This is a genomic window from Campylobacter sp. 2352 PW, from assembly GCF_024723575.1.
GTDB lineage: Bacteria > Campylobacterota > Campylobacteria > Campylobacterales > Campylobacteraceae > Campylobacter_D.
Genome location: NZ_JANQCX010000003.1, coordinates 40,203 through 66,506, shown reverse-complemented (window position 1 = coordinate 66,506; position 26,304 = coordinate 40,203). Strand labels below are relative to the sequence as shown.

The following is a 26,304-nucleotide window of genomic DNA, read 5'->3' as shown; positions in this document are numbered from 1 at the left end:
AGATGAATTTAGAAAGTATTTTTGAAAAAACCATAAAACAAAATGTACGTTTAGTAGCAGCTAGCAAGTATGTTCAAGATGAACAAATTCGAGAGCTTTTTAAGCAAGGTGTTGTAGAGTTTGGAGAAAATCAAGTCCAAGCTTTAGCTTTAAAAAAAGAAAAACTTCAAGACTTAGAAATCAAGTGGCATTTTATAGGTAATCTTCAAAGTAATAAAATCAATCTTTTAATCAAACAAAACCCATTACTTTGGCAATCTTGCAATGGCTTAAAAATCGCCAAAGCTGTAGATAAAAGACTTGATTATAAATTAGATACTTTATTAGAAATAAATACTGCTAATGAAAGTTCTAAAAGTGGCATAGAGCAAAATAAGGCCATAGAAGAGTATTTGCAAATACAAGAAGAGTGTAAAAATTTAAACCTTATGGGTATTATGTGTATAGGTTCTATGGATGAGGAAAAAGTTCAAGAAAGTTTTGAGCAAACTTTTAAAATCTATGAAAATTTACAAAAACACGGGGCAAAAATTTGCTCTATGGGTATGAGTGGGGATTTTGCACTAGCTATAAAATGTGGTTCAAATATGGTGCGTTTGGGGAGTATTTTATTTAAATAAACCCCATTTGTTTTGCTTTTTCTATCATAAAATCTGCACCATTTTCACTTTTTAACTCTTGCAAGGCTAAAGATTTTTCTTCTAGTGAGAAATTTTCTACCAAATTTAAAAATTGATGTTTTTCTTCTTGGGTTAAAATTTCACATAAATTACGCTCTTTTAAATACAATGCATTAAAATACTGATGATTTTTAGCCGCATATGGATAAGGAATAAAAATACAAGGAAGTAAATTTGCACTAAGCTCAAAAAGACTACTTGCACCTGATCTTGATATGGCTAAATCTGCTTTAGAAATTTTATCTATAATGTTTTTATCAAAGTCAAAAAGCTCTGCATTGACATTTAAATCCTCATAAGCTTTTTTACATCTTTCATAATCATTCTTACCACATTGGTGAATGATATTTATATCTTTTTCTTTAAAGTATAAAGCATTTTCTAAGGCAAGATCGTTTATAAATTTAGCCCCTTGAGATCCACCAAGAAAAATAATATTTTTTAATTCTTTTCTCACTCTTGCTTTTTGTGAAAAAATTTCACTAATAGGATAAGGACAAAAGAAAGTATTTGCTTTATTAATTTGATCATCAAAAGCAGTAAAAAAAGCTTTAGAAAAAGGCTTTAAAAGTGAATTTAAACTTCCCATTTTTGAATTTTGCTCATGGATTAAAAGTGGGATATTTGCCATTAAAGCACCAAAAGCGCCTGGAGCACTGCTATATCCACCCACACTAAAAACTACTTTAATATTATGTTCTTTTAAAATTTGTTTTGTTTTTCTTGCAAGTTTTATAATATGCAAAAACGATTGAACCTTAGCCAAACCTTTTTTATTAACAACGCCTTGGGAACTTAGAAAGTATTTTTTATAAAAACCATTTTCATTTTCAAACCAAAGTCTATCTTGGCCATTTTCACTTCCTATGTAAATACACTCTAAGCCTTGTTTTTTCGCACTATACAATAAACATCTAGCTATAGCTAAATGTCCTCCTGTGCCTCCACCTGTAATTGCTATCATTTATCCTCTTTATTTAGCTTTTCTTCCAAAATAGCAAGTCTTGCTTCTAATTTAGCGATTTTTTCTTCATAACCAATCTTACCATGTTCTTTAATATAAGCAGGTATGCCAATAGCTGTTAAATTTGGCCCAACATCTTTTAATACAACTGCATTTGAGCCTATTTTGGCGTTTTTACCTATGATAATATTACCTAAAATTTTAGCACCAGAACCTATGATCACGCCATCTTCTATAGTAGGGTGTCTTTTGGTATTTTTATCTAAACTCGTTCCGCCCAAAGTAACACCTTGATAAATCAAAACATCATCACCTATAATAGAAGTCTCACCAATCACAACCCCACTTGCATGATCTATAAATATCCTTCTACCTAGCGTTGCTCCAGGATGCAAATCAACCCCTGTTAAAAACTGAGAAATTCCACTAATAATCCTTGCTATTTTTTTAAAACCTTTTTGGTAAAAAAAATGCGCAAAGCGATAATTTACCACAGCCCAAACACCAGGATAGTTAAAAACTAATTCCACGCAAGATCTATATGCAGGATCTTTTTGCTTTGGCATAGAAAAATCTTCTTTGATTAGTTTAAAAATACTCATTTAGAACCTATGCTTTTTAAATATCCATTATCATTTAAAAATAAATAAATTTCACCCAAAATATGCTTTTTTTGATTTTCATTAACAAGTTTTGAAGCATAAATTTTTTCATTAATATTATCCATAATTGCATGAATATCATAGTCAAGATCTTCTAAGGTATCTAAAATAGATTGAGCCTCTAGTACACTTTCTATTTCAAAACCCTTTTCATTAATACTTATACAAGCTTCGGTTGGATGTGTAAAAAGATTATGCTTCATACCAAGGACTTCTTGATAAGCTCCCACTAAGAAAAATCCTAAAAAATAATCTTCAGCTTCTACATCAATATCATGTAAAAACAAAGGATTATCTTTAGAATAAGAAATTTCTCCATCGCTATCACAAGTTATATCCCATATACTTGCGCTTCTTGTAGGTTTTTTATTAAGTCTATCAAGTGGCATGATAGGGAAATTTTGCTCCAAGCCCCAAAAATCAGGTAAAGACTGAAATACTGAAAAATTCACTAAATATTTTTCTTGTACTTCATTTTGCAAACTCGATAAATCAGCTTGATCACCCACCAAAGAAATAGCTTTTCTCATAATCAAATGCACTAAAATTTCACTATTAGAGCGATCTTGTAAATCCACATAACCCAAATCAAACAAGGTTAAAATACTCTCCATATGATCAATGCTATCATGTAAATACTCAAGCGCATTAGAAGCTTTAATGTTTTTATACAAATCATAAAGTTCATCAATAAGTTTTGGGTTTTTATCTTTTAATAAAAGCTTGCTTTCTGTGTATTCTTGAGAAAAAAGCTCTAAAACAGGCGCTACTAAAACAGCATGATTAGCTGCTACAAAACGCCCACTTTCTATAAAAATATCAGGCTCTAAATCTTTTTTTTGTTCTGCTATGCTTTTTAAAATAAACACAACATCGTTTGCATACTCACTTAAGGTGTAATTTCTACTTGTTTCATTTTTAAACTGAGAGTATTCCACTGCTAAGCCTCCACCAAGATTAATAGCTTTTAAATTTTTTGCCCCCATTTTTCTAAGCTCAGTGTAGATATTACCCGCTTCATTTAGAGCTTTTTTTAAAGGATGAATTTCAGTAATTTGTGAGCCTAAATGAAAATGTATCATAGTAAATTGATCTAAAAGCTTATTGGCTTTTAAAAGATTTACTGCTTCAATAAGCTCAGTAGATGTTAAACCAAATTTTGAATTTATACCACCACTTTTTGCCCAAATTCCTACTCCAGCTGAATGCAAACGCACCCTTAAGCCTATATTTGGCTTTGGCTTAAAACGATTTTTAGCAATTTCAATCATCGCTTCAAGCTCATTAAGCCCTTCCATAGTTAAAGTGATATTATGACCCATTTCACACGCTATAAAGCCCATATTTATGAGTTCTTTATCTTTAAAGCCATTAACTGTTATAGGAGCGCCTTCATTATTATAAGCCATAGCTAGTAAAAGCTCAGCCTTACTTCCTGCCTCTAAGCCATAGTTATATTCTTTACCTAGATTAACTAAATTTTTTACAAAACCTGGATATTGATTGACTTTTAAAGGATACACAGCATTAAAAGAACCTTTATAGTTAAATTCTTTTTTTGCTTTGGCAAATTTATTATAAATTTGCTCAATTTGCTTATGGATTAAATGGGGAAAACGAAGCAATAATGGCCCCTTATAGCCATCATCACGCAAAGTATTTACTATATCTATAATGGCAGGTTTTTTACCATGATTTACACATACTTTGCCATTTTCGATGATAAAATTATTCGCACCCCAAATATTAATACCATAATCAATCATAACTCATTCTCCAAATTTGCTAATTTTATATTTTTATTTTCTTTACTATCTAAATTTTTATAAAAAATCTCTTCTTTTTGCATTTCATCTTCACCTATACACAAAAAGATTTTAGCATTAGCATTATCTGCTTGGTTTAAATGCTTTGCAAGTTTTTTTGCTTCATAACTTAAATGCACTTTATGTTTTTTTCTTAAAGTATTTGCTAATTTAAAAATAGTATCTATATAAGCTTCATCCATAGCACAAAGATAAATTCCTTCTCTTGATTTTACACTTTGTTTTTGCTCTAAAATAGCCATAATCCTTTCTATACCCATAGCAAAACCCACGCCATAGCCACTTTTACCATCTAAGTATTCAATCAATCTATCATACCTTCCACCACCTGCCACAGCAGCCTTTGCACCGATTTCATCGCTAACAAACTCAAATGCACTTTTAGAATAATAATCAAGCCCGCGTACTAATTTCTCATCACATTCAAACTCAACTTCATTTTCTTTTAAAAGTTTTTGTAATTTTTCATAATCTTTCTTGCAACATGAGCATAAATTTTCACTTAGTTTTGGCGCATTTTCGATTAAACTTTGACAATGATCATTTTTACAATCAAGCACTCTAATAGGATTTAAGTCTTTTCTTCTTAAGCAATCTTCGCAAAAACCTTCTTTAGAATTTAAAAAAGCTATGAGTTTTTCTTTATATACACCCATACATTCTTTACAGCCTAAAGAATTAATTTTCAAACTTGTGTGAATTTCTAAGCGTTTAAAAATTTCATTTAACATTAAAATAATACTCGCATCCTCATACACACTTGCTATACCAAAGCTTTCTACTCCAAATTGATGAAATTCACGCAATCTTCCTTTTTGTGGTCTTTCATAGCGAAACATAGAGCCATGATAAAACCATCTTTTAACACTTTGAGCCTTATCCATTTTAGCTTCTATGTATGATCTTACCACTCCAGCTGTCCCTTCAGGCCTCAAACACACATCATTGCCTGCTTTATCAACAAATTCATACATTTCCTTGCCAACTATATCAGAGCTTTCCCCAACGCTTCTTTTAAAAAGCCTAGTAAGTTCTAAATGCGGACAATTAATAAAAGTAAAACCATAGTTTTTAGCTACTTCTTCACAAGTTTTTACTACTTTTTCATAAAGAGCAGCTTGATCATCTTGTAAATCTTTCATTCCTTTTAAAGCATTAATCATCTATAAATTCCTTAATCTTTTCATGTAAATTTTCAATACTCAAAGAAGCATCTAATTTTAAAATTTTTATATCTATTTTAGTTTTTAAAAACTCTAAAGTTTCTTCTAAAGCTTTTTGTATATTTAAAAAATACTCAATCCCTCTTTTTTCAATACTATCTAGATCTTTTTTAGAAAGTCTTTGCTCAATAAGCTCTTTAGAACCATGCAAAAATACAACCTTTTGTGGAAAAAGTCCACCTGTGGCAAAAGAATTTAACTCAAATAAAATATTTTGATCAAAATCACATCTTGCATAAGCCATATTAGAGATAAAACTACGATCTGAAATGATAAGTTTACTTTTATTTTGCGCTAAATGCATGTCGATTAAATTTGCTCTATCTGCTAAAAAAAGCAAAAGCTCAGCCTTTTTAGAAAATTGCATTTTACTTTCTAATAAAATTTTTCTCAAATGCACCCCAAGCTCACTTCCACCTGGTTCTTTAGTAAAAAATGCATTATGAAAATATTTTTTCAAAAGCTCTATTTGCGTGCTTTTACCCACACAATCAACCCCTTCAAAAGCTATATACAATCTCTCTCCTTTAATAAAGGTATAATTTCTTTTGGCACAAGCTTACTCACATCGCCATTATGCATACAAATTGATCTTACTATGGAGCTTGAAATAAAAGAATTTTTTAAATTTGGCATAAGATATAAAGTTTCAAAATCTTCCCAAAGCATGTGATTTGCATAACCAAGTTGTAATTCATACTCAAAATCACTCACCGCTCTTAAGCCTCTTATAATGATATTTATTTGCAAATTTTTAGCAAGATCTACTAGTAAGTTATCAAAAGTTGCAATTTTAACATTTTTTAAGTCTTTTGTGGCAATTTTTACCATTTTTTCTCTATGCTCTAAGCTAAACATAGGCTTTTTACTCTCACTTTTAGCTATGGCAACAACTACTTCTTCAAACATCTTACTAGCTCGAATGATCACATCTAAATGTCCATTAGTGATAGGATCAAATGTCCCTGGGTATATACAACTAGCCATCATTGCCACCTTTGGTATAAATTATGCTCAATATTTGCTAGATCAAGCCATTTTCCTATGATAAATTCATATAATTTTTCCAAATTATCAATCTTAGCATAACTTGCCATTACAGGAGGAGCGATGATAACTCCGTAGCTAGAAAGTTTAGCCATTTGTTCTAAATTTAAAGTAGAATAGGGCATTTCTCTTACCCCAAGTATGAGTTTTTTACGTTCTTTTAAAGCCACTCCTGCAGCTCTTGTAAGTAAAGTATCATTTATACCACAAGCAATTTTTGCCAAAGTATTAATCGAGCAAGGTGTGATAAAAGTCGTTTCTATACCAAAAGATCCGCTTGCAACGCATTGACTAATATCTTCATTATCTAAAAAATTTACATGTTCAAGCTCAAATTTATCTTTTATGTGTTGCAAAAAGTCTATATTTTCTAAAAGAGAATTTTCTTTTGTAAAGCTTATTTTTGCATTTTTACTTATAATGGCATAAATTTGCCCTTTTTCTTTTAAATGTTTTAACAATAAAAAACCAAGTTCACAAGAACTAGCCCCGCTAATACCTACTAAAATTTTTCTCATTTTAGCTCCACATAATTTTTACTAATGACTTTACCATGCACGACTTTTCCATCTTTATTTTTAAGGCGAATTCTTTGGTTTAAATTCCCGCTTTGCAAGGCTTTTAATTCTATTATCATGCTTAAATCCCCATCTTTGATAACCCCATAAACAGAATCATTTCTTTGTATAAGGGTTTTGGTTTTAAACATATTATATTTTAAAATCATATTTTCTCTTATATTGCTTTTGGCTATTAAATTTGCGATTTCATCTTTTTTTAATACACCTTGAGGAGCTTTATCAAAAGGAATTTTTAAAATTTTAAAACTAGCAGGACTTAAATTTTCATTGCGCGCAATAGGGCGTGTGGTTTGTAAAACTTCTAATTTTGCCTTTAAAAAATACTTAAAAAATATATTTTTTTTAAACTGCTCTGGAGTTTTAAATTCAGCCTTTATAAAACCATCTGCTCTATCAAAATTATGATTACCCAGCTTTAAAAAAATATATTGATTAAAATCAGCAGGCAAACTTGATTGAGTATTAAGATCTAAAGAAATGATTTCTAGTTGCGGATAATTTGTCTTAAATTCTTTAATCAAAGCTAATTTTACTTCATCAAAATTTGAAGCAAAACTCAAAGTATAGAAAAATAAAACTAGAATGATTTGCTTAAAAAACAATACAGCGACCTTTTATAAAAATATATTAATCGTATAATACATTAAAAAAGTTTGATTTTAGTTAAAAGAAGTGGAGCGGGAAACGAGATTCGAACTCGCGACCCCAACCTTGGCAAGGTTGTGCTCTACCCCTGAGCTATTCCCGCATTTTGAAAGTAGAGTGTGATTTTATCAAAACTTTATTTTATTGTCAAGTTTTTAAAATTAAGGAATGTTTTTTGCTTATAGTTATTAAATTTTAAAAAAGGAGTTCTTATGCAAGTAAATGATAAAAATAGTCCGCTAGCCCTAAATAATATGACAAAAATCAAAGAAAAAAACACATCTTCAGATGAATTTCAAGCTACACTTAATGCACTTAAAGACAAAGAAGAAAAAGAGTATAAAAAAGATAGCAACAATGCTTTTAGTAATACAGATTTAAATATAGGTTCGATTTCTAAAGATTATAGCGTATATGCTTGGGAGAAATTACGCCAAAGCAAATACCAAAAAAATGAAGAAAATATCTTAAATAATCTTTTTAAAACCTTAGATAAAGCAAGAAGTTAATCATTCAAAATAGGGTAGTGTAATACCCTATTAAATTTTTAAAACTTTAACTTCTTGATCTTTTGCTAATTTTGTATCATCAATTTGCGTGATTAAAATATGCGTGTTTTCACATAAAGGTTTTAGCATACCTGAGCCAAATTTAGCTTCACTTGGTTTAAAATACCCATCGACTAATTTTCCAAAAGCAAAATCATTTCTTTGGCCTTTGAAATTTAAATCTTTAGTCAATCTTGCTTTATCAAATTCCAAAAGTTCTTTACCATAAAGTAAATTGAGTATATTTTTTGCAAAAATATGCGTTGAAACTAAAGAAGCTAAAGGATTTCCTGGTAGAGCTAGAAAAAGCATATTGCTTTTGCTAAAAAGTTTTACATGCTTACAAAGTTTAGCATTGATTTTTTCAAAAATAGGGCTAAAATCACACTCAAGCAAAGCTTGTTTGATAAAATCAGCCTCACCCACGCTAGCCCCACCACTGCTTATAAGCATATCAAATTCTTTATTTTTTAAAAGCTTTTTATATGCATTTAAATCATCTTTTATAAGCCCTAAATACTCAACATCAGCATAATCTTGCAAAATAGCATAAATTCCAAAAGCATTTGCATTATATATGCTGTATTCATCAGCATTTTCCCAAGGTTCTACAAGCTCATCTCCACTTGAAAAAATCCCAACACGCAATTTTTTAACGACATTTAACTCATAAATTCCTTGAGCAGCAAGCATAGCTACCATACCTGAAGTGATTTTTTGCCCCTTTTTAAACAAAAGCTCTCCAAGCTTTGCTTCCTCGCCTTTAAAACGGATAGCATTGTTTTCTTTAGCATTTTTAGCATTGAGCTTTTCATCTTCAAGCAAAGCTTCTTCAAACATCAAAATGGTATTTGCATTTTGAGGAATTTTAGCTCCTGTCATAATCTTATAGCATTCATTTTTTTCTATAATATAATCATTTTTATCGCCTGCTAAAATGCTTCCTTTTATTTCTAGCAATTCATTTTTATGTGTATAATTTAATGCATAACCATCTAGGGCGGAATTATCAAAAGCAGGTAGGTTTTTTTTCACAAAAACATCTTCATATAAAATACACCCCAAAGCTTGCGTCAAATTTACTCTTTGAAATTCATTTTTTGCTTTGATTTGTTCTTTTAAAAAATCTAAAGTTGTAAAAATATCTCTCATTCTTCTAGCCTTCTTATACTTGCACCTAGTTTTTTAAATTTTTCTTCTAAATTTTCATACCCTCTATCAAGATGATAAATTCTATGAATTTTACTAGTTCCTTTAGCTGCTAAAGCCGCTAAAATCAAAGCAGAAGATGCGCGCAAATCAGTAGCCATAACATCAGCTCCCAAAAGCTCTTTAGTGCCATTTATAGTAGCAATATGCCCGTTTAATCTTATATCAGCTCCCATTCTTAAAAGCTCACTTACATGCATAAAACGATTTTCAAATAATCTCTCATCAATAATACTTGTACCATTTGCTTTTAAAGCTAAAGCCATAAATTGTGCTTGCATATCCGTTGGAAAACCTGGATATTCGCTAGTTAAAATTTCAACTGGTTTGATTTCTTTAGCAGGATTTATACTAATACTATCTTCATTAATATCAAAGCTAAAACCCATTTGCTCTAGCTTTGCCAAAACTGCGCTAAGATGGCTTGCATTGACTTTTTTTAGAGTGATTTTTGAGTTAGTGATAGCCCCTGCACACAGATAAGTTCCTGCTTCAATACGATCAGGAATGATTTCAAAAGGTTTAAATTCTAAAAGCTCTCCACTTGTGCCATAAATTTCAAGCTCAGAAGATCCTATGCCTTGTATATCAAGCCCAGCTCTAGCTAAAACCTCACAAAGTTGCACTACTTCAGGCTCTTTAGCAACATTTAAAAGTCTAGTTTTACCATGAGCTAGAGCTGCTGCCATGATGATATTTTCACTACCTGTAACAGTGATTTTATCAAACATCACATCAGCACCCTTAAGCTCTCCACTAGCTACCACATAACCTTGTTTAATCTCAATATTAGCTCCCATTTTTTCTAAAGCTAAAAGGTGTAAATCAATAGGGCGTTGGCCTATAGCACAACCTCCAGGTAAAGAAACTTCGCAATTTCCAAATCTAGCTAGTAAAGGCCCTAAGGTAAGTATAGAAGCACGCATTTTACGCACGATGTCATATTTTGCTATAGTTTTATTTAAATGTTTTGTATTTATTTTTGCAAAATTGTCTTTAAAAGTATAATTTGCTCCTAAATTTTCAAGCAAAGAAAGTAGGGTGCAAATATCTGCTACATTTGGTAAATTTGAAATTTGAACTTCATTTTTAGCTAAAATACTTGAAGCTATCAAAGGAAGTGCTGCATTTTTTGCACCGCTTATTATCACTTCTCCATTTAATTTTTCAACACCATCAATCTCTAAATAAGTCATTAATTTTCCTTAAAATATATACATAATGATATAATAATATTTTACTACAAATATTATATAAATTAATAAGATTAAAGGTGTTTTTTGGGAGTTTTTCTAGTCATACTTGGTGGGATATTTTGGGCTATAAGTGGGGTTTTGACTGAGTATTTGTTTAAAAATCATTATTCTGCTGAATGGGTGAGTTTTTATCGTTTGCTTTTTACCGGCATTATTTTAATAATTTTGGGTGCAAAAAATTTCAAATTAAAACTACTAAAGCAAAAACAAGAACTTAGCTCTCTTTTGATTTTTTCTATCTTTGGTTTATTGATAACTCAATATGGTTATTTTAAGGCTATTTATTATACCGATGCAGGAACCGCCACGATGATACAATACAACGCACCATTAATCATAATGCTTTTTATGTGTTTTAAAAATAAAATTTTACCTAAAAAAATAGAACTAATCGCTTTATTTTTAATACTTTTTGCCTTATTTTTACTTATAACAAATGGAGATATTAACAACTTAAAACTTGATATAAGAGGTGTTATTTGGGATTTTTTTGGAGCTCTTGGAGTGGCATTTTATTCTTTGAGTGCTAGGCTTATCATAGCAAAATATGGCTTATTTTTAATCATGGGTTTGGCTAGTTTATTTGCTTCTTTTTTGCTTTTTGTATTATTACAAGGAAATATCCCAAAACATGATTTTTCTTTAAATTCCTTTTTGGCTATAAGCGCGATTGTATTTATAGGCACAATAGGGGCTTTTTGTTTATATTTAAAAGGGGTTGAATTAATAGGAGCTTTTAAAGCTAGTATGATAGCTTGTATAGAACCTGTGGCTGCTGCTTTTATGAGTTTTTTATTTTTAGGAACTATTTATAGTGTGATTGATCTTTTTGCTTTTGCTCTGATCATTCTTAGTGTGTTTTTAAATGCTAAAAAACATTAAAATCATTGCATACTTTGCATAGCTTGAGAAAGTATTTGCATGATTTGGCCATATATACTTTGCATTTGTGCATTTAAACTTTGAATTTGAGAATTAATCATTTGAGCTTTTTGCGGATCTTGACTTGATTGTAATTTTGCATTTAATTCTGCAATTTTAGCTTGTATCTTAGCTAACTCACTATAAAGCTTGCTTAATTGATCTTCAGATTCACTGTTATTTTGATTATCTTTAACACTTTTTTCAAGCTCTTTCACACCTTGTGTAAACTTAAATTCTATAAAATTCTTATTCTCTTTACTTTCTTTTTCTTCTTTTTGAGTGTTTAAAATATAAGGATTAATTTTACTAGCATAATCATTTATTTGCATGATATATCCTTTCTTTAAGGATATATCGGATTTTTTTATAAAAATTTAAGTTCTATCGTGAAGTTTTTTTGCTACTTCTGCAGCCAATTTTAACTTTTCATTGTCAAAGTGTGTGTAAATTCTTGAAGTATTTAAACTTGCATGGCCTAGTGCTTCTTGGACTAAAACTAAATCTTTTTGTTTTTTATAAAGTAGGGTAGCAAAAGTGTGTCTTAGCATATGTGCTCCGTTTTTTTGCTTGCGAATCCCTGCTTTAAATAAAATTTGTTCTACTATACGCGAAACATAAGCTTGGGTTAAGGCTTTGCCATTGCGATTGACAAATAAAAGTCCATCACAAGAAAGATAATTTACCCTTACATCTTTTAAAAGATGTTCTATAAGCTCTTTTTTAATCATCACAACGCGGTATTTATTGCCTTTAGCTCTAATACGTATGATATAAAGATCATTTTCTTCATTAATGTCTTTTAATTTTATATTAATAGCCTCGCTAACCCTAATTCCTGTAAAAATGATGATTTTAATAATCAAACGATTGCGTATAGTGTTGCTTTTAAAATCTGTATTATCAATAGCATCTAAAAATTTACTCACTTCATCTTCGTTCATATATTCAGGCAGTTTAACTCCTTTAGAACCACTTATACCTGCCCAATTTTTAAGATTAATATCAAAAATATGCGCTTTTTGATCTTCTTCATTTTGTTTATCTAAAAATGCAAAAAAATTAATCACAGCTATGCGATAATTTTTCTTACTCGCATCAGATAAAGAAGCACTAATACTTGCTAAAATTTCGACTAAAAGCTCTTCATCGATTTGTTTTAGTGAATAAAGCTTATAAAATAACAAATACTCATAAAGTTTTTTCAAAGGATTAAAATACGTATTTACGCCGCTAAGTCCTGCATTTCTTGCTTTTTTTACATAAGCATCAAGCTCTTGTATATTTTTAACACCCTTGCTTAAGGCTAAATTTACTACAGCCAAAGCTTGAGGGTCTTTTAATTCCTTATTTGATAAAGAATTAAGCTTAAATTTCACATATCTACAAAGCCAAAATAAAAAGGACTTTTCAAAATTTTCTTCACAATCTAGAGGATATTTCATCACTCATTCTCCAAGGCTTTCAAAGTAGCCATTTTTGCATGAATATATGCGCTATCAAATAGCTTTTTAGAGTTTTCTTTTACAATTAAACCAAGTTCAGTACAACCCAAAATTACTCCTTGAACCTCCGGAAATTGAGTAATCAAATCATCTAAATATTTTTTTGAGTCTTTATTTATAATACCTTTGCAAAGCTCATTAAAAATAATATCATTAAGCTTTAAAATATCATCATTTTTGGGAATAAAAACTTCGATCTTTGAATTAATTAAAAGTTGTTGATAAAAATCTTCTTGCATAGTGTATTTTGTCCCTAACAACAATACTTTATTGATATTTTGCTCTTGAAGCTCTAAAAGCATAGCTTTAGCTATATGTAAGATAGGAATTTGAATGTTTTTTTGTATATTTTCATAACATTTATGCATAGTATTAGTACAAATTAATATAAAATCAACTCCGCATTTTTGCAAAAGTAGGGCATGTTGGGTTAAAATTTCACTTGCTTTTTGCCAATCATTCTTGCGTTGACATTCTTCTATTTCTTCAAAATCAACGCTAGTTAAAACTATCTTAGCGCTGTGTAATTTTCCCAATTTTTCATTTGTTAATTTATTGATTATTTCATAATAGCTAAGTGTGCTTTCATAACTCATTCCACCTATTAAACCTATGGTTTTCAAACTTTTTTCCTTTAAAATTAATATAAAAATTATAAAAAAATCTTACTTAAAAAATATCAAGCTATAATTATAAAAACAAAATAGGGTGATAATATGTTTTTTAAGAAAAAAACCGCGCAAAAGCAAGCAAACCAAAGCAATACATCAAAACAAAATAATACTTCAAATGACTTTGCACAAGAAAAAAGACTTTATGAATTTAGAGAAAATATGAAAAAACTTAGCAAAGATGAAAATAGTGCCAAACTTTTAGCAAGACAACTTTCAAGATTAATCCAAAAATACAAATAAAACCAAAAATTCCATACAAGCTAAACTTTTATATTTATTTTCCTTTTTACTCATCATTTTAGCTTTTTTAGTCTATAAAAATATTTTAACTTAAACTTAATATATATGTAAAATTATATGATAAATAGTAAAATCTTGAAATTATATATATTTTGTATTGAAAACTATAATTTTCAAACTTTTATATTTATCTGTTCTTTCATAAGTAAAATGTATTTTAAAACACATATAATATAGTATTTTAAAGCATTTTAATTTTTGAGTGAAAATAACTTATCCATAAAAAAATAAGTATAATTTTTTGAAAAATATTATAAGTTATTTTATGTAGCTATGAAAGACTAAAGATGTATATTTTTTATTTCAACTAAATTTTAGTTTGTATTTTTACTTAAATAAAATTGAAGTTTAAAAATGTAGATTAGTTATTTTCTTGACTTTTAGGATAATCAAAAAACACAACTTCCCCGCTGTGTTCTTTTATATCTTTAAATTCTTTTATATCAAATTGCATACATAAAATAGCAGAAGTTGGAAAGTTTTCTAAATCTATATGAGCTAAATATTCACAAAGTTCTTGCAATAAAGGATTATGCATAATTAGCACTACCCTACTCTCTTTTAATTCTTTTATAAAATTTAATACATCTTCTAAATTACCATCATAAAAGTTTTTTTCTATCTTGATATCTTTTTCTTTTAAAGAAAAGCTTTTGCAGAGTTTTTGCGCTGTTTTTATACAACGCCTAGCAGGACTTGAAATAATGCTTTGAGCTTTAAATTCTAAATCTTTAATCCTATAAATCATAGTTTTTAAATCATCTTTTCCACTAGAACTAAGCTCTCGTTGTAAATCTTGTTCATAGTTTTCTTTTTGAGCCTTAGCATGACGGATAAAATAGATATATTTCATCTTATAACCTTAAATTTACCCAAAACATATCCGCATATAAAGCCAAAAATATGTGCATACCAAGCTATATTTACACCCATAAAAATAGGTATAAAACTCATTAATAATATAGCTACGATAAGTCCTTTAGTGGCGGTTTTATCCAAATATGCATAATATCCCATTAAAACACATATGGCACCACTTGCGCCCACTACGTTTACAAAACTACCATCAAAACTTAAATACACATAAAAAACACTAAGCAAAGAGCAAAGAATTCCGCCAATTAAATAAAGCAAAGCAAATTTAAAGCTTTTTAAGTATTTTTCCAGCATAGAGCCAAATTGAAAAAGCACTATCATATTTAAAATCAAATGAGGCCAATTTCCATGCATAAACATTGAGCTTAGAATTTGCCAGTAAAATCCTTGAAAGAAAAATAAATTTAAACCCAAAATAGCATCTAAATTTAAGGATCCAAAATAAAGATAATTCACAAAGACAAATATCACAATATTTAAAGCAATTAGAAAAGAAGCTATCATTACCCTACTTTGTATTTTTAATAATTATAACAAAAAGCTATTTAAATTCTAGCTTACACATAAAATTCACACTAATAAGATACAATATCGTCAAAAAATAAAATAAGGTTAAAAATGAAAAAACTAGCTTTTGCTTTTTTGATCACTCTAAATACCCTTAATGCAGGTATAGTTATAGCACCTGATTCTTTACCGGTAAATATCAAACAATTTATCAAAGATTATTTTAATGCAGAAATAGGCCTAGTAGAACAAGATGGTTATTCTTATGAGATTTATTTAAGTGATGGAAGTGAGATTGAGTTTTCGCTTAATGGAGAATTTAAAGAGGCTGAAAATTTTAGCTCGTTAAATTATGCGATTTTACCTTTAACAATACAAAATACCATCAAAAATATCTACCCTAATACAGCAATCATAGAAATAGAAAGAAAAATTTCTTATTATAAAATCAAACTAAACAATCAAATGAAGCTTTACATAGACGATAATGGAACAATTTTAAGACAAAAATTTGATGATTAAATGCTTATTTGATTTTACTCAAATAAGCAAATTTTGAATTTTTCTTCCAAAAAGGTTTTAATTCATCAAAACTTATAAAAACTTCAACTGCTCCTGTTGAATATGGAGCTATCTCATAAGGTTCCCATATAAAATTTAATCCATCTTTTCTTACTTCGAAAATTTCACTCATTTTAAGTTCTTTAATATCAAATAATTCATTTTCACTGTATAAACTTAAAATCTTTTGCTTAATCATATTCTGAAAATCTTCACTTTCTATTTTTAACTCATTTTTTATATTTATAAGTTTCATATCATCAATACTATAAGTTTTTCTTAAAAAATTAGTCATACCATGAGCACCACCTTTATATTCATAAATATTTTTTCCTAAAGAGATAATATGCTCATCTTGGTAAAACATATAAGCTTGAGAAAAAAACTCATTACTAGAAATGTTTTCTTTACTCCATTTTTCAAAGCTTTCTTTTGCTTTTTGTTTTAATGAATTTTTATCTAAATTCTCATTAAAATCATCAATAATTTTATTTAATTTTTCATTTTTACTTGTTGATTTTAAAATATCTTCACTAAAGTCAAATTCTATAGTTTTATTAGCATCTAGTTGTTTTTGTTCTTTAAGTGATAGCTGATTAATCATCGTATTTGTCTTGCTGGCTAAAAAACTAAATTCTTTTTTTACTTCATCTATTTTACATAAAGCATCAAATTTATTTTTATGCATATCTTTTAAAACGCAAGTTCCAAAATCTGCTATATCTATATAATATTCATCATTCTTAGCACTACCCCAAAAACTATATTGTTTTTGTTTTGTTTGGACAAAACCATAACTAGTGTTACTTTTAATGGAACTATATAAGTGAATATCAAATTCCTTTCCTTCTAAAATATTTAATGTAAATGTATTTTCATTATATGCATATAAACTCGCACATAAACCTAAATTTAATATTATTTTTTTAATCATTCAATCCCCTTCTTGTGTTCTTATAATTAAACTTTTTGGTAGTTTAAAATACTCAATCCATTCTTGTTCTTTTTGTCTCATTTGTCCTTGATCTACCTCATGATCATAACCTTGCAAATGAAGCATAGCATGTATAAAAAGCAATGCCATCTCTTCTTCATTGCTGTGTTTATATTCCATTGCTTTTTTACTTACTTCATCTAAATTTATCACAATACTACCAAGCAAATTTTCACAATTTTGCACTAAAGGAAAAGACAAAACATCTGTAGTTTTATCTACTCCTCTTTGGTTAAGATTAATTTCATGCATGGTTTTTTCATCTACCAAAACAAGTTCTATATTTTGATCACTCATTTTTCGAGCAATTTTTTCAAGAAAAGAAATATCCATTTCTTCTTCGCAAAAAATCATTATTATCCTTTTGATTTTATAATTTCAAATTATATCAAAATTAAGGAAAAGTATGAAAAAAGCTCTTTGTATTATAAGTGGTGGTATGGATAGTACTTTATGTGCGTATTTAGCCAAAAAAGAAGGATATGAAATCATTGCTTTGCATTTTGATTACAATCAACGCACCATGCTTAAAGAAAGAGAATGTTTTAATAGAATTTGTGAAAAACTTAATATAAAAACAAAATACATTTTAGATGTTTCATTTATAGCAAATATTGGTGGTAATTCTTTAACGGATTTAAATTTAGAAATTCCCAAAAAAAAGCTACACGAAAAAGAAGTTCCAAATACTTATGTTCCTTTTAGAAATGGCATTTTTTTATCTATTGCAGGAGCCATAGCTGAAAAAGAAAAATGCGAAAGTATTTTCATAGGAGTAGTGCAAGAAGATAGTAGTGGTTATCCTGATTGTAGTGCAAATTTCATACAAAAAGCAAGTGAGTTTATCAATGAAGGCACAACAAAAACTTGTAATATTACAATTAAAACCCCATTAGTTCATCTAAGCAAAGGACAAATAGTTGAATTAGCCTTAAAAGAAAAGGTAGCCTTAGAATACACTTGGTCTTGCTATGAAAGAGAAGATAAAGCTTGTGGCAGATGTGATAGTTGCTTATTAAGATTAAAAGGCTTTAAAGAAGCCCATATGAAAGATTTTATAGAGTATATTTAAAATTTACTTTCATTTTATTTTTGTTTGTATAATAGATTTTACAAATTAAAAAAGGAGAATTAATGAAAAAAATACTACTTGGTTCATTTTTAGCTGCTTCAATTTTAGCAAGCAATGCTTTAAGTAAAGAATTTATTCTAGATAAAGCTCATACAAATGTAGCTTTTAAAATCAAGCATTTACAAATTAGCAATGTAAATGGAAATTTTAAAGACTATGATGCAGTGGTTGATTTTGATAGTACTAAATTTGAATTTAATAAACTTCAAGCAAATGTAAAAGTTGCTTCTATAAATACTGAAAATAAAGCAAGAGATGCCCATTTACAACAAGATGATTTTTTCAAAGCAAAAACTCACCCAAACATCACTTTTACTATGAGCAAATATGAAAAAATTTCTAATGAAAAAGGTAAGATGTATGGCTCTTTAAATATTGCTGGTGTAAGTAAAGATATTGTTTTAGATACTGAAATTGGTGGGGTTATTAAAACAGATAGTGGTAAAGAAAAGGCAGGATTTACTTTACAAGGACAAATTAAAAGAAGTGATTTTAAATTTGCTCCAGATACCTCTAGCTTAACACTTAGCGATGAAGTACAAATTAGCATCGAAGCAGAAATTAACGAAAAATAATTTAAAAAGCATTTTACATTAAAGTAAAATGCTTTAACTTAATTTATTTAGCTAACCAACCTTCTTTTTCCCATACTTTTTGCGCTTCTTTGCTTTGTGTAAATTCTATAAATTCAGTTACTTTTGGATTTTTTAAACCTTTTTGTGTTGGTACTATTTCAGCAGCTCTATAAATAATTGAGCTTTTATCTGCTTTTATAAATTTATTTTCTTTCTCACCAACTGCTTTAATCCAATGTGTCCAAATAATTAAAGCATCGATATTTGGATTATTTTTCCACTCATCAACTGCTGCTTTTGAATTCTTAGCATACACTTTGATGTTTTTTCTAAGTTTTTCTAGGTTTTCGATTTTTCCTGTTTTTAAAGCCATATCTTCATACAAGCCAACCTGCCCTGCTCCATCAACTACCATAACATTAACACCATCTTTTAAAAGGTCTTCAAATTTTTTAATTTTTTTAGGGTTATTAGCTCTTACTATCATACCTGATCCTCTAGCATTTAAAACCTGAACATCTTGTATTTTGATTTGTTTTGACATAGCTTTAACAAATCCATCCATCATAGATGTGTTACCAGAATAAATGATATCAGCATCCATTTTAGCTTGTTTGATCCATTTAGGTGTTGGCCCTGCATTAACGATAACTTTTTCTCCGCTTTTTGCTTCAAATTGTTTAGCAAGTTCTTTTAAAACAGGAGCTGGACCACCTGGGCCATAAACTAAAATTTCAGCATTCAATGCAGCTGCAGCAAATAAACTTAAAAATAAAAATTTTTTCATATTTTTTCCTTTAAATTAATAAAATAAAATTAGAAATATAGCTTTTTAAAGTATATATTTTTTTAATCAAATAAATTAATATTTTTTTCATAGACAAAAAAACATTCTAAAAAGTCTTCTATGTTTTCTTTTATCAAGCAATATCTAAAGTCAAGAAAATTTTTTAATTCTTTTAAATTTGTATAAGAAAAATCACAAAATAAAGAATTTTTTAATGCGGTTTTAAAACCCTTAGTGTCTTGAAGTTTTTGTGCTATAAAGTCAAAATCCTCATCATTTTCCACGAGTAAAATCACCCTAGAGCTACCTCCAAAAGCACAAATTTCATTTTTTGAGTTTAAAAAATAGGCTTTAAAAAGTTCTAATTTTTTATCATTAAAACTAAAGGGTAATTTTTGACTTTCTATAAATTCAATAAAACTAGCAAAAATATCTGCATAAAAAAATGCAAATTTTAAATCTTTAAAATACAAATTTTTACAAAGCAAACTCGTTTGAAATAAAGATTTTGAGCCTAAAATTTCATATTTACAAGCTTTTAATGTATGAAAATTTGATTTTAATTTTAAAATAAATTTTTCATCATCAGAACAAAAGAAAGTTTTTTCTTTAGAATTTTTTAAAAGATCAAAATCTAATAAAATATTTGAATTTAAGGCTTTAAAATTAAAGGCTTTTGAAAATTTTAATTCTATATGATTACAACATATAAATTCATAAGATTTTTCTTCGCATAAAAATCTAAAAAGCCTAAAAATAGCTTCTTCAAGATCATCAACTTGAAGATAAAACACATCTTTATCTTCAAGATTTAATTTCTCCTCGCTTACTATAACATAAGCTCCAAGTTTTATAGCAAAACTAGCTTGTTCATTATTCTTAGCAAAAAATACACTTGCTTGTTTGACTTTGTTTAAATCTATACTAAAATCATAAACACTAGAAGTTGCTCCATAGTTTAAAACTTGGGCATTAACAAGCTCGATAAAATTAGAAATATTCATTTAGCCTATTACGGCTCCATTTTCGATAAAGCTTTGTGGGCTAATTAAAACTAATTTACCATTTTTTTCTGCACTTAAAATCATACCTTGGCTTTCATGGCCAAAAATTTTAGCTTTTTTTAGATTGGTAATGACACAAACTTGCTTACCTATTAACTCACTAGCTTTATAAAATTTAGCAATACCCGAAAGCACTTGTCTTAGTTCGCCATTTTCAAGTTCAAGTTGAAATTTTAAAAGCTTTTCACTGCCTTCTATATTTTGACAATCTTTTACTAGTGCTACTTTAATTTCAATTTTTTTAAAATCATCAATTTTAATTTGAGCTAAACTTGGCTTCTCTTCTACTTTTTCTTCTTTTTTGTTTTCTTGTGTTAATTCAACTTTTGGAAATAAAGCTTCACATGCACTTGATTTTAAATCGCATAATTGATTATTTAAAATTAGTTTTTGATAGTTTTCGTTTGAAATTTCAAAATTTAAAGCTTTGGCGATTTTTAAAGCTGTTTTTGGCATAGCAGCTGAAAGTAAAATAGTAACTTTTGTTAAAATATTAGCACATAAAGCTACTAAGGCATTAGCTTTTTGCATTTGATCATTTTTAATTAAATTCCAAGGCTCATACTTACTAATACTTAAATTTGCTAAAGATAAAGCCTTAAAAAGCTCTTCTAAATAGCGATTTGGCTGGATATTTTCTAAAGCATTGATTGCATTATCTAAATACTCTTTACATTCATTTAATTCTTGATTAAAATACAAATTCACATCTTTGCAATCAATAATATTTTGAGAATACTTAGCACTCATACCGATAATTCTATTTAATAAATTTCCAAGCTCATTGCTTAATTCTGCATTTATTCTCGTGATTAATGCTTTTTGTGAAAAATCCCCATCATTGCCAAAAGGAACTTCTCTGAGTAAAAAATATCTAAAAGCTTCTAAACCAAAAGTATCTGCTACTTCTTTAGGTGCTACTACATTGCCTTTAGATTTGCTCATTTTTTCACCATCTTTGGTCCACCAGCCATGCGCTGCTACAAATTTAGGCAAAGGGAGTTCTAAGCTCATCAAAAACGCAGGCCAATACACTGCATGAAAACGCAAGATATCCTTACCTACAAAATGAATATGAGCAGGCCATAGATCCATATTTTTATCATCAAGTCCATAACCCAAAGCACTCACATAATTCATCAAAGCATCAAGCCAAACATATACCACATGTTTTTCATCATTTAGTTCTTTTGGAAGCTTTATACCCCATTCAAAACTCGTTCTTGTAATAGAAAGATCTTTTAAACCACCTTCTACAAAGTGGATTAATTCATTGGCCTTATTTTTAGGTAAAATCGGCTCTTTTTCTTTATACCATTTAAGAATTTGATCTTGATATTTAGAAAGCTTGAAAAAATAACTTTCTTCTTTTAAAAGCTGTGTTTTTTTACCACAATCTGGACAATGACACTCATTTACAAGCTGAGTTTGGGTAAAATAACTCTCACAAGAAACACAATAAAAGCCTTCATAAGTTCCTTTATAAATATCACCTTTATCAAACATTTTTTTAAATGCTTTTTGTACACTTAATTTGTGATTTTCATCTGTAGTTCTGATGAAATAATCATAAGAAATCTCAAACTCATCCCAAAGTTTTTTAAATTTAGCACTAATTTCATCTGCATACTCTTTAGGGGTAAAATTTCTAGCGCTAGCAGCTTGCTCTATCTTTTGACCATGTTCATCTGTACCTGTTAAAAAGAATGTTTTTTCTCCTTGCAAGCGATAAAATCTAGCCAAAGTATCTGCTATAATCGTAGTGTAAGCATGACCAATATGAGCCACATCATTTACATAATATATCGGAGTAGTAATATAACGCATTTTCAACCTTTAATTAAAAATCAAATCCACCTTCTTTACCTTTAGACATACTCTTATAAACTGCATCAATATACTCTTTTCTTAAAGAGCATTCAAAAATCATAGAGCAAGGTAAACAAGATTTTAAGTTTTTATCATTTTGACAAGCTTGAAGTTCATTTTTTTTAGCTTCTAAAGCTAGTTCAAATTCATCTTTAACTTCAGCCATTAAAGCCCTTTATAAGCTTGTTTTAGTTTTTCAATTTCATATTTTGAACCCAAAAAGCATGGCGTACTTGCATGGATTTTTTCAAATTCTAAATCAAGTAAAGAGTTATTTTCTCCATTAGTAGAAAGCCCTCCTGCTTTTTCAAAAATAAAAGCAAAAGGAAATACCTCAAAATATGCTCTTAATTTTCCATTTGGTGCATCACTTGTTGCAGGATATGAAAATAATCCTCCACCTTTGAGTAAAATTTGGTGTAAATCACTCACCATAGCACCTGAATATCTTAAGCGATATCCTTCATCAAATAAAGCTTTTATAAAAGCTCTATGAGTATTTGACCAATTTTTTTGTGTCCCACCACTTGCATTTAATTTGCCTTTTTCGTTTAATTTTAAATCCTTAACAAAAATAAATTCATCATTTTCATTTAACCTATAAAGCTTAGGAGTATCTATGCATACTATAAGCTCTAAACGCACACCATAAATAGCATAAACTGCCGATTTTAGATTTTTTGCACTAGCCTTTTGCTCATAAATAGCAAAAATAGAACCTATAGCAAAATTCACATCTACCAAAGATGAGCCATCTAAAGGATCATAAGCAACAACATATTTTTCATTTTCATTAATTAATAATTGCTCTTGTTTTTCCTCACTAATTAAGCTTTTTATACCTTTGCTTTGCTTTAAAATTCTAGTGATAATCTCATCGCTTTTTACATCAAGTTTTAATTGATTATCTCCAGTGGCATTTTGAGAAGTAGTATAATCAAAATCTTTTAAATATCTAAGTTCTTTTGAAATTTCAATCACTGCTTTTTGTATATCGTTAATTAATTCTTGCATATTTTACCCCTATACTTTTTTTGAATTTTTTAATATAAAATCACAAATACTTTCTAAATCATCCAAATAAAGCCAAGTTAAATTTTTATTTTCGATTTTATCATAGCTTGCAATAGCCTTAGAATAAGCAAAATAGCTCTCATCTACTTCTTTGCAAAAAACACTAATTCTTGGCATATCTAAGGTTTTTAAGCCCTCTATAAATAAAAAATCAAATTCCCCTAGTTTGGAAATAGCTTCATCTAAAGTACTTGGAGAATGTGTAAATAAAGTTGTCCTTGTAGGGCTTAAAACCATTACATCAGCACCACTTTGAAAAAATTTAAAACTATCTTTTTTTGCTATATCAAAACTTGCTTTATCTTTTGGATCATGTTTTATAATACATACTTTATAATTTTGTTCCATAAAATATTTAGCAACTTGAGTTATTAAAGTTGTTTTACCTGAATTGGAAGGCCCACTAAAAGCCATTGCTAACCTTTTCATAACTTCCTTAAATCAAAGAAAATAAACAAAATTATATCTTTTTAAAAGTTAAAAGCTTATAATTATAAAAAAATTAGGAATAAAAAATGAAAAAAATTTATATGATTATTTTTTTAACACTTATTTTTACTGCATGCTCAAATAAAACCCAAAAACAAAGTGAAATCGATTTAAAAAGTCAAACTCTTATGTATGCACAAAAAATCAATTTTAATTATAAAGATAATAGAGTAGTAGCTTTGTTAAGTTATCTAAATCCTGTATTGGATGAAAAAAGCCAAAAAGAAGTTTTTGTGCTTAGTTTTTTACCAAATATCAATATCAAACAAGAACAAATTTCGATACTCATAGATGGAGAAAAAACTAACTTAAAAGCCTTAGATCAAAATGATGAGTTGTTTAAATATATCATCAAAAGTGATTATGCAAGTTATTACAAAATCACCCTTGATGAGTTGGTACAAAAACCTATTTTAAAACTTGATTTGTGTTTTGAGAATCAGTGTTTTGAGTTAAAGTTTCAAAAAATTTCGAAATCGGTGTATTATCGTTCAGAAGATGCAAATACACAATATAATTAGCTAAAACCTTTTTAGCATACACCCTACTTTCTGCATAAGGAACAAGCTCCATAGATAAAAATGGCTCGTACTTTCCTGCTCTAAACATATCTTCTCTTTTGAGCATTCTAGTAGTAAATCCTATACCTCCATTATAAGCATAAGCCACAAATACTGGAGAATTAAGCTTAGATTCTAAATAATCTAAATGATGATTTGCAAAAGTATAGGCTGTTTTTGGATCAAAAAGCATATCTTGGTCAAAATTTGGAATTTGCAATTCTTTATTGCCTATATGATTAGCTAAAAATGGAATAAATTGCATAATACCTAAAGCATAAGAGGTTGAAATAGCTGTTGGGATAAAACGGCTTTCTTGTCTAGCTAAAGCTAAAATCATAGCCTTTCTTTGTGTAGAATAATCTTTTAAATACTCAAAATAAGGCATAATAAAATAATGTTTTTTAAAACCCTCAGCTCTTTCTTTAATATAAGCATAAATAGCGATATTTTCTTTAGTATAAAAATCTTTTGCAAGCTTTTCTAGCTCATTAGGAGCACCTTTTGCAATTTCTTTTGCAAGTTTTTGCCAAGCAAAAGGATCTTTCATATCAAAGTCATTTTTTTGTTTTTTTGGACTTAATTCTTCTATTTTAGGCAAAGGCAAGCCTTTTAACTCTCTTGCATAAAGACTATAAATATTTAAAGAATCACTTTGAGCAAGCTCATCAAGATACTTTTTATCTTGAGTGATTAAATAAATCCAAAAATTTGCATTATCTACTAAAGGCTTGCTTTTAAAAGTATCTTTTGCTACTTGGAAAAATTCCAGTGCTTTTTTATCGTCATTTTCTAAAATAGCATTCACCCCCAGATAAAAAGCATTATCTTGAAAAGTTAAATTTGCATCTACATTAACCAAAGATTTTCTTATCAATGGACTTTTTTTCTTAATGATAATTTCTTTTACAAAATTTGTAAATTCTTTTTCTTTTGCTAACTCATCAACAAAATCTTTTTCTAAGAAAAAATCCTTTTTATCTTTTAAAAAGCCATAAATTTTATAAAAATTTGCACTATCATAATTTAAAACCGCATAACTTAGAGGATCTTTAGCATTAAAAGCTTCTAAAAGCTTTACTAAATTTGGATTATCTTGTGAAATAATTTTTTTCATCTCATTACGCGTTGAAGTATTAAGATCTTGTATAAAAGTTAAACTATTTAATCTTATAAGCTGACAAGTAGCATTAGTATCTAAGATATTTTGCGCATTAAATTTATAACAAGCTTCATATTCTTTATTATATCCCAAAGGCGGAATGATCGTTTCAATAGCATTTTTAATACGCCCTGCATAACGATAAATATGTTCTTTTAAACCCTCAACTTCTTCTTTTTTAAATTCATTTTTTTCTAATAAACGATATAAATAATAATCCTTAGCTAAAGAATTTGGTCTTTGCTCTAATTCTTTATAAGAATACATCGCACTATTTGCAAAAACTACTCCAGCTAAAAGTAATACCACACTTTTTTTCAACACTTATAAACTTCCTAAAATTAAATTTGATAAAAATATTTGTATAAATTTAAGCCCTAAAATAATAATCAAAGGTGCTAAATCAATACTTCCTATAGTAGTAGGGATAAATCTTCTTACAAAAGCATAAGCAGGATTAGTTAAACGATATAAAATTTGTACTATAGGATTATATGGATCAGGCCTTACCCAAGAAATTAAAGCAGCAATAATTATAATCCATACATAAATTTCAATCACTAAAGAAAAAATTTGCACCAAAGACACAATCAAACTTGCTCCAACTCCCATT

The 26,304-nt window shown here is 28.6% G+C and carries 33 protein-coding genes and 1 tRNA gene; 8 read left to right on the top strand and 26 right to left on the bottom strand.

What is annotated here, in order from left to right:
* Nucleotides 1-2: 2 nt before the first annotated feature.
* On the top strand, nucleotides 3-620 hold the full coding sequence (locus tag CAMP5121_RS02395; RefSeq protein ID WP_337214693.1) for a YggS family pyridoxal phosphate-dependent enzyme: 618 nt from the start codon (nucleotides 3-5) through the stop codon (nucleotides 618-620).
* On the opposite strand, the gene CAMP5121_RS02390 is transcribed toward CAMP5121_RS02395, so the two are convergent.
* The 9 genes from CAMP5121_RS02390 to CAMP5121_RS02350 all read right to left on the bottom strand — a co-directional run bounded on the left by CAMP5121_RS02390 (nucleotide 613) and on the right by CAMP5121_RS02350 (nucleotide 7,731).
* Entirely contained in the window at nucleotides 613-1,644 is a 1,032-nt protein-coding gene (locus CAMP5121_RS02390; RefSeq protein WP_337214692.1) for a UDP-N-acetylglucosamine--N-acetylmuramyl-(pentapeptide) pyrophosphoryl-undecaprenol N-acetylglucosamine transferase, read from the bottom strand. The two genes, CAMP5121_RS02395 and CAMP5121_RS02390, sit on opposite strands and share 8 nt — an antisense overlap.
* Nucleotides 1,641-2,246, bottom strand: a complete 606-nt coding sequence (gene cysE, locus CAMP5121_RS02385) for a serine O-acetyltransferase (RefSeq protein ID WP_337214691.1) — start codon at nucleotides 2,244-2,246, stop codon at nucleotides 1,641-1,643. The genes CAMP5121_RS02390 and cysE overlap by 4 nt, the downstream gene beginning before the upstream one ends.
* A complete protein-coding gene (gene speA, locus CAMP5121_RS02380; protein ID WP_337214690.1) occupies nucleotides 2,243-4,072 on the bottom strand; it encodes a biosynthetic arginine decarboxylase in 1,830 nt (609 codons plus the stop codon). The genes cysE and speA overlap by 4 nt, the downstream gene beginning before the upstream one ends.
* Complete coding sequence (gene hisS, locus CAMP5121_RS02375) at nucleotides 4,069-5,295, bottom strand: histidine--tRNA ligase (RefSeq protein WP_337214689.1); 1,227 nt, start codon at nucleotides 5,293-5,295, stop codon at nucleotides 4,069-4,071. The genes speA and hisS overlap by 4 nt, the downstream gene beginning before the upstream one ends.
* Nucleotides 5,288-5,872 (bottom strand): dTMP kinase, encoded by a 585-nt coding sequence (gene tmk / locus CAMP5121_RS02370; protein ID WP_337214688.1) that lies wholly within the window; start codon nucleotides 5,870-5,872, stop codon nucleotides 5,288-5,290. Before tmk ends, hisS begins: the two co-directional genes overlap by 8 nt.
* On the bottom strand, nucleotides 5,863-6,342 hold the full coding sequence (gene coaD / locus CAMP5121_RS02365) for a pantetheine-phosphate adenylyltransferase (RefSeq protein WP_337214687.1): 480 nt from the start codon (nucleotides 6,340-6,342) through the stop codon (nucleotides 5,863-5,865). The genes tmk and coaD overlap by 10 nt, the downstream gene beginning before the upstream one ends.
* Entirely contained in the window at nucleotides 6,342-6,920 is a 579-nt protein-coding gene (locus CAMP5121_RS02360; protein WP_263663328.1) for a UbiX family flavin prenyltransferase, read from the bottom strand. The genes coaD and CAMP5121_RS02360 overlap by 1 nt, the downstream gene beginning before the upstream one ends.
* Nucleotides 6,917-7,585 (bottom strand): flagellar basal body P-ring formation chaperone FlgA, encoded by a 669-nt coding sequence (gene flgA / locus CAMP5121_RS02355; protein ID WP_263708371.1) that lies wholly within the window; start codon nucleotides 7,583-7,585, stop codon nucleotides 6,917-6,919. Before flgA ends, CAMP5121_RS02360 begins: the two co-directional genes overlap by 4 nt.
* A 71-nt stretch (nucleotides 7,586-7,656) precedes the next feature.
* Nucleotides 7,657-7,731 (bottom strand) — tRNA-Gly (locus tag CAMP5121_RS02350).
* A gap of 109 nt (nucleotides 7,732-7,840) precedes the next feature.
* On the opposite strand from CAMP5121_RS02350, the gene CAMP5121_RS02345 reads away from it, so the two are divergent.
* The gene (locus tag CAMP5121_RS02345) at nucleotides 7,841-8,137 is read left to right on the top strand and encodes an invasion antigen C (protein ID WP_039668370.1); all 297 of its coding nucleotides are present in this window, start codon (nucleotides 7,841-7,843) and stop codon (nucleotides 8,135-8,137) included.
* A 30-nt stretch (nucleotides 8,138-8,167) separates the two neighbouring features.
* Here CAMP5121_RS02345 and CAMP5121_RS02340 read toward each other — a convergent pair whose 3' ends face one another.
* Both CAMP5121_RS02340 and murA read right to left on the bottom strand, forming a co-directional pair.
* Nucleotides 8,168-9,328, bottom strand: a complete 1,161-nt coding sequence (locus tag CAMP5121_RS02340; protein ID WP_337214686.1) for a molybdopterin molybdotransferase MoeA — start codon at nucleotides 9,326-9,328, stop codon at nucleotides 8,168-8,170.
* Complete coding sequence (gene murA / locus CAMP5121_RS02335) at nucleotides 9,325-10,581, bottom strand: UDP-N-acetylglucosamine 1-carboxyvinyltransferase (protein WP_039618249.1); 1,257 nt, start codon at nucleotides 10,579-10,581, stop codon at nucleotides 9,325-9,327. Before murA ends, CAMP5121_RS02340 begins: the two co-directional genes overlap by 4 nt.
* An 84-nt stretch (nucleotides 10,582-10,665) precedes the next feature.
* Between murA and CAMP5121_RS02330 the strand changes: the two genes are divergently transcribed.
* On the top strand, nucleotides 10,666-11,523 hold the full coding sequence (locus CAMP5121_RS02330) for a DMT family transporter (RefSeq protein ID WP_337214685.1): 858 nt from the start codon (nucleotides 10,666-10,668) through the stop codon (nucleotides 11,521-11,523).
* Nucleotides 11,524-11,525: 2 nt separating this feature from the next.
* Here CAMP5121_RS02330 and CAMP5121_RS02325 read toward each other — a convergent pair whose 3' ends face one another.
* From CAMP5121_RS02325 to CAMP5121_RS02315, 3 genes are read right to left on the bottom strand one after another with little or no spacing between them, the layout of a single operon-like run.
* Complete coding sequence (locus CAMP5121_RS02325) at nucleotides 11,526-11,894, bottom strand: hypothetical protein (protein ID WP_257928187.1); 369 nt, start codon at nucleotides 11,892-11,894, stop codon at nucleotides 11,526-11,528.
* Between the two features lie 45 nt (nucleotides 11,895-11,939).
* The gene (locus CAMP5121_RS02320) at nucleotides 11,940-13,007 is read right to left on the bottom strand and encodes a tyrosine-type recombinase/integrase (protein ID WP_337214684.1); all 1,068 of its coding nucleotides are present in this window, start codon (nucleotides 13,005-13,007) and stop codon (nucleotides 11,940-11,942) included.
* Nucleotides 13,007-13,690 carry an aspartate/glutamate racemase family protein gene (locus CAMP5121_RS02315; protein WP_337214683.1) on the bottom strand — a complete coding sequence of 228 codons (684 nt, stop codon included), beginning with the start codon at nucleotides 13,688-13,690 and terminating at the stop codon, nucleotides 13,007-13,009. Before CAMP5121_RS02315 ends, CAMP5121_RS02320 begins: the two co-directional genes overlap by 1 nt.
* Nucleotides 13,691-13,783: 93 nt before the next feature.
* Between CAMP5121_RS02315 and CAMP5121_RS02310 the strand changes: the two genes are divergently transcribed.
* The gene (locus CAMP5121_RS02310) at nucleotides 13,784-13,981 is read left to right on the top strand and encodes a molybdenum cofactor biosynthesis protein (protein WP_337214682.1); all 198 of its coding nucleotides are present in this window, start codon (nucleotides 13,784-13,786) and stop codon (nucleotides 13,979-13,981) included.
* 421 nt (nucleotides 13,982-14,402) lie between these two features.
* Here the strand turns inward: CAMP5121_RS02310 and CAMP5121_RS02305 are convergent, their stop codons facing one another.
* Both CAMP5121_RS02305 and CAMP5121_RS02300 read right to left on the bottom strand, forming a co-directional pair.
* Nucleotides 14,403-14,894, bottom strand: coding sequence for a SixA phosphatase family protein (locus CAMP5121_RS02305; protein WP_214098671.1), 492 nt, complete (start codon nucleotides 14,892-14,894; stop codon nucleotides 14,403-14,405).
* Nucleotides 14,891-15,421, bottom strand: coding sequence for a rhomboid family intramembrane serine protease (locus CAMP5121_RS02300; protein ID WP_337214681.1), 531 nt, complete (start codon nucleotides 15,419-15,421; stop codon nucleotides 14,891-14,893). The genes CAMP5121_RS02305 and CAMP5121_RS02300 overlap by 4 nt, the downstream gene beginning before the upstream one ends.
* Before the next feature lie 114 nt (nucleotides 15,422-15,535).
* On the opposite strand from CAMP5121_RS02300, the gene CAMP5121_RS02295 reads away from it, so the two are divergent.
* Entirely contained in the window at nucleotides 15,536-15,946 is a 411-nt protein-coding gene (locus tag CAMP5121_RS02295) for a PepSY-like domain-containing protein (RefSeq protein WP_263663340.1), read from the top strand.
* Between the two features lie 4 nt (nucleotides 15,947-15,950).
* Here the strand turns inward: CAMP5121_RS02295 and CAMP5121_RS02290 are convergent, their stop codons facing one another.
* Together CAMP5121_RS02290 and ybeY are read right to left on the bottom strand one after the other, a co-directional pair.
* The gene (locus tag CAMP5121_RS02290; protein WP_337214680.1) at nucleotides 15,951-16,919 is read right to left on the bottom strand and encodes a DUF3298 and DUF4163 domain-containing protein; all 969 of its coding nucleotides are present in this window, start codon (nucleotides 16,917-16,919) and stop codon (nucleotides 15,951-15,953) included.
* Nucleotides 16,920-17,333 (bottom strand): rRNA maturation RNase YbeY, encoded by a 414-nt coding sequence (gene ybeY / locus CAMP5121_RS02285; RefSeq protein WP_337214679.1) that lies wholly within the window; start codon nucleotides 17,331-17,333, stop codon nucleotides 16,920-16,922.
* Between the two features lie 52 nt (nucleotides 17,334-17,385).
* Between ybeY and queC the strand changes: the two genes are divergently transcribed.
* Both queC and CAMP5121_RS02275 read left to right on the top strand, forming a co-directional pair.
* On the top strand, nucleotides 17,386-18,051 hold the full coding sequence (gene queC / locus CAMP5121_RS02280; protein ID WP_337214678.1) for a 7-cyano-7-deazaguanine synthase QueC: 666 nt from the start codon (nucleotides 17,386-17,388) through the stop codon (nucleotides 18,049-18,051).
* Between the two features lie 62 nt (nucleotides 18,052-18,113).
* The gene (locus CAMP5121_RS02275) at nucleotides 18,114-18,686 is read left to right on the top strand and encodes a YceI family protein (protein ID WP_263736841.1); all 573 of its coding nucleotides are present in this window, start codon (nucleotides 18,114-18,116) and stop codon (nucleotides 18,684-18,686) included.
* Nucleotides 18,687-18,729: 43 nt separating this feature from the next.
* On the opposite strand, the gene CAMP5121_RS02270 is transcribed toward CAMP5121_RS02275, so the two are convergent.
* The 6 genes from CAMP5121_RS02270 to mobB form a co-directional block, all read right to left on the bottom strand.
* A complete protein-coding gene (locus tag CAMP5121_RS02270; RefSeq protein ID WP_263736842.1) occupies nucleotides 18,730-19,473 on the bottom strand; it encodes a substrate-binding domain-containing protein in 744 nt (247 codons plus the stop codon).
* A gap of 62 nt (nucleotides 19,474-19,535) precedes the next feature.
* Nucleotides 19,536-20,477 (bottom strand): hypothetical protein, encoded by a 942-nt coding sequence (locus CAMP5121_RS02265; RefSeq protein ID WP_263708363.1) that lies wholly within the window; start codon nucleotides 20,475-20,477, stop codon nucleotides 19,536-19,538.
* The gene (gene metG, locus CAMP5121_RS02260) at nucleotides 20,478-22,364 is read right to left on the bottom strand and encodes a methionine--tRNA ligase (RefSeq protein ID WP_337214677.1); all 1,887 of its coding nucleotides are present in this window, start codon (nucleotides 22,362-22,364) and stop codon (nucleotides 20,478-20,480) included.
* Nucleotides 22,365-22,377: 13 nt separating this feature from the next.
* Nucleotides 22,378-22,572 (bottom strand): hypothetical protein, encoded by a 195-nt coding sequence (locus tag CAMP5121_RS02255; protein WP_263663348.1) that lies wholly within the window; start codon nucleotides 22,570-22,572, stop codon nucleotides 22,378-22,380.
* Nucleotides 22,572-23,420, bottom strand: a complete 849-nt coding sequence (locus tag CAMP5121_RS02250) for a class 1 fructose-bisphosphatase (protein ID WP_337214676.1) — start codon at nucleotides 23,418-23,420, stop codon at nucleotides 22,572-22,574. The genes CAMP5121_RS02255 and CAMP5121_RS02250 overlap by 1 nt, the downstream gene beginning before the upstream one ends.
* Before the next feature lie 9 nt (nucleotides 23,421-23,429).
* Nucleotides 23,430-23,909, bottom strand: a complete 480-nt coding sequence (gene mobB / locus CAMP5121_RS02245) for a molybdopterin-guanine dinucleotide biosynthesis protein B (protein WP_263727905.1) — start codon at nucleotides 23,907-23,909, stop codon at nucleotides 23,430-23,432.
* An 86-nt stretch (nucleotides 23,910-23,995) separates the two neighbouring features.
* Here mobB and CAMP5121_RS02240 point away from each other — a divergent pair, with 86 nt between their 5' ends.
* The gene (locus tag CAMP5121_RS02240; protein WP_337214675.1) at nucleotides 23,996-24,490 is read left to right on the top strand and encodes a hypothetical protein; all 495 of its coding nucleotides are present in this window, start codon (nucleotides 23,996-23,998) and stop codon (nucleotides 24,488-24,490) included.
* Here CAMP5121_RS02240 and CAMP5121_RS02235 read toward each other — a convergent pair.
* Nucleotides 24,378-26,015 (bottom strand): lytic transglycosylase domain-containing protein, encoded by a 1,638-nt coding sequence (locus tag CAMP5121_RS02235; RefSeq protein WP_337214674.1) that lies wholly within the window; start codon nucleotides 26,013-26,015, stop codon nucleotides 24,378-24,380. The two genes, CAMP5121_RS02240 and CAMP5121_RS02235, sit on opposite strands and share 113 nt — an antisense overlap.
* Nucleotides 26,016-26,303 carry a YggT family protein gene (locus CAMP5121_RS02230; protein WP_240385300.1) on the bottom strand — a complete coding sequence of 96 codons (288 nt, stop codon included), beginning with the start codon at nucleotides 26,301-26,303 and terminating at the stop codon, nucleotides 26,016-26,018.
* Between the last annotated feature and the right edge of the window lies 1 nt (nucleotide 26,304).

What these genes read in the sequence shown, in the direction of transcription:
- CAMP5121_RS02275 (WP_263736841.1), top strand. Translation starts at nt 18,114, where the DNA reads ATGAAAAAAATACTACTTGGTTCATTTTTAGCTGCTTCAATTTTAGCA.
- CAMP5121_RS02290 (WP_337214680.1), bottom strand. Translation starts at nt 16,919, where the DNA reads ATGATTAAAAAAATAATATTAAATTTAGGTTTATGTGCGAGTTTATAT.
- coaD (WP_337214687.1), bottom strand. Translation starts at nt 6,342, where the DNA reads ATGGCTAGTTGTATATACCCAGGGACATTTGATCCTATCACTAATGGA.
- CAMP5121_RS02340 (WP_337214686.1), bottom strand. Translation starts at nt 9,328, where the DNA reads ATGAGAGATATTTTTACAACTTTAGATTTTTTAAAAGAACAAATCAAA.
- CAMP5121_RS02240 (WP_337214675.1), top strand. Translation starts at nt 23,996, where the DNA reads ATGAAAAAAATTTATATGATTATTTTTTTAACACTTATTTTTACTGCA.
- CAMP5121_RS02250 (WP_337214676.1), bottom strand. Translation starts at nt 23,420, where the DNA reads ATGCAAGAATTAATTAACGATATACAAAAAGCAGTGATTGAAATTTCA.
- hisS (WP_337214689.1), bottom strand. Translation starts at nt 5,295, where the DNA reads ATGATTAATGCTTTAAAAGGAATGAAAGATTTACAAGATGATCAAGCT.
- CAMP5121_RS02345 (WP_039668370.1), top strand. Translation starts at nt 7,841, where the DNA reads ATGCAAGTAAATGATAAAAATAGTCCGCTAGCCCTAAATAATATGACA.
- murA (WP_039618249.1), bottom strand. Translation starts at nt 10,581, where the DNA reads ATGACTTATTTAGAGATTGATGGTGTTGAAAAATTAAATGGAGAAGTG.
- CAMP5121_RS02255 (WP_263663348.1), bottom strand. Translation starts at nt 22,572, where the DNA reads ATGGCTGAAGTTAAAGATGAATTTGAACTAGCTTTAGAAGCTAAAAAA.
- CAMP5121_RS02325 (WP_257928187.1), bottom strand. Translation starts at nt 11,894, where the DNA reads ATGCAAATAAATGATTATGCTAGTAAAATTAATCCTTATATTTTAAAC.
- CAMP5121_RS02360 (WP_263663328.1), bottom strand. Translation starts at nt 6,920, where the DNA reads ATGAGAAAAATTTTAGTAGGTATTAGCGGGGCTAGTTCTTGTGAACTT.
- CAMP5121_RS02390 (WP_337214692.1), bottom strand. Translation starts at nt 1,644, where the DNA reads ATGATAGCAATTACAGGTGGAGGCACAGGAGGACATTTAGCTATAGCT.
- CAMP5121_RS02230 (WP_240385300.1), bottom strand. Translation starts at nt 26,303, where the DNA reads ATGGGAGTTGGAGCAAGTTTGATTGTGTCTTTGGTGCAAATTTTTTCT.
- cysE (WP_337214691.1), bottom strand. Translation starts at nt 2,246, where the DNA reads ATGAGTATTTTTAAACTAATCAAAGAAGATTTTTCTATGCCAAAGCAA.
- CAMP5121_RS02395 (WP_337214693.1), top strand. Translation starts at nt 3, where the DNA reads ATGAATTTAGAAAGTATTTTTGAAAAAACCATAAAACAAAATGTACGT.
- CAMP5121_RS02305 (WP_214098671.1), bottom strand. Translation starts at nt 14,894, where the DNA reads ATGAAATATATCTATTTTATCCGTCATGCTAAGGCTCAAAAAGAAAAC.
- ybeY (WP_337214679.1), bottom strand. Translation starts at nt 17,333, where the DNA reads ATGATTTTTTGCGAAGAAGAAATGGATATTTCTTTTCTTGAAAAAATT.
- metG (WP_337214677.1), bottom strand. Translation starts at nt 22,364, where the DNA reads ATGCGTTATATTACTACTCCGATATATTATGTAAATGATGTGGCTCAT.
- CAMP5121_RS02310 (WP_337214682.1), top strand. Translation starts at nt 13,784, where the DNA reads ATGTTTTTTAAGAAAAAAACCGCGCAAAAGCAAGCAAACCAAAGCAAT.
- queC (WP_337214678.1), top strand. Translation starts at nt 17,386, where the DNA reads ATGAAAAAAGCTCTTTGTATTATAAGTGGTGGTATGGATAGTACTTTA.
- speA (WP_337214690.1), bottom strand. Translation starts at nt 4,072, where the DNA reads ATGATTGATTATGGTATTAATATTTGGGGTGCGAATAATTTTATCATC.
- CAMP5121_RS02270 (WP_263736842.1), bottom strand. Translation starts at nt 19,473, where the DNA reads ATGAAAAAATTTTTATTTTTAAGTTTATTTGCTGCAGCTGCATTGAAT.
- CAMP5121_RS02320 (WP_337214684.1), bottom strand. Translation starts at nt 13,007, where the DNA reads ATGAAATATCCTCTAGATTGTGAAGAAAATTTTGAAAAGTCCTTTTTA.
- CAMP5121_RS02300 (WP_337214681.1), bottom strand. Translation starts at nt 15,421, where the DNA reads ATGATAGCTTCTTTTCTAATTGCTTTAAATATTGTGATATTTGTCTTT.
- CAMP5121_RS02265 (WP_263708363.1), bottom strand. Translation starts at nt 20,477, where the DNA reads ATGAATATTTCTAATTTTATCGAGCTTGTTAATGCCCAAGTTTTAAAC.
- mobB (WP_263727905.1), bottom strand. Translation starts at nt 23,909, where the DNA reads ATGAAAAGGTTAGCAATGGCTTTTAGTGGGCCTTCCAATTCAGGTAAA.
- CAMP5121_RS02295 (WP_263663340.1), top strand. Translation starts at nt 15,536, where the DNA reads ATGAAAAAACTAGCTTTTGCTTTTTTGATCACTCTAAATACCCTTAAT.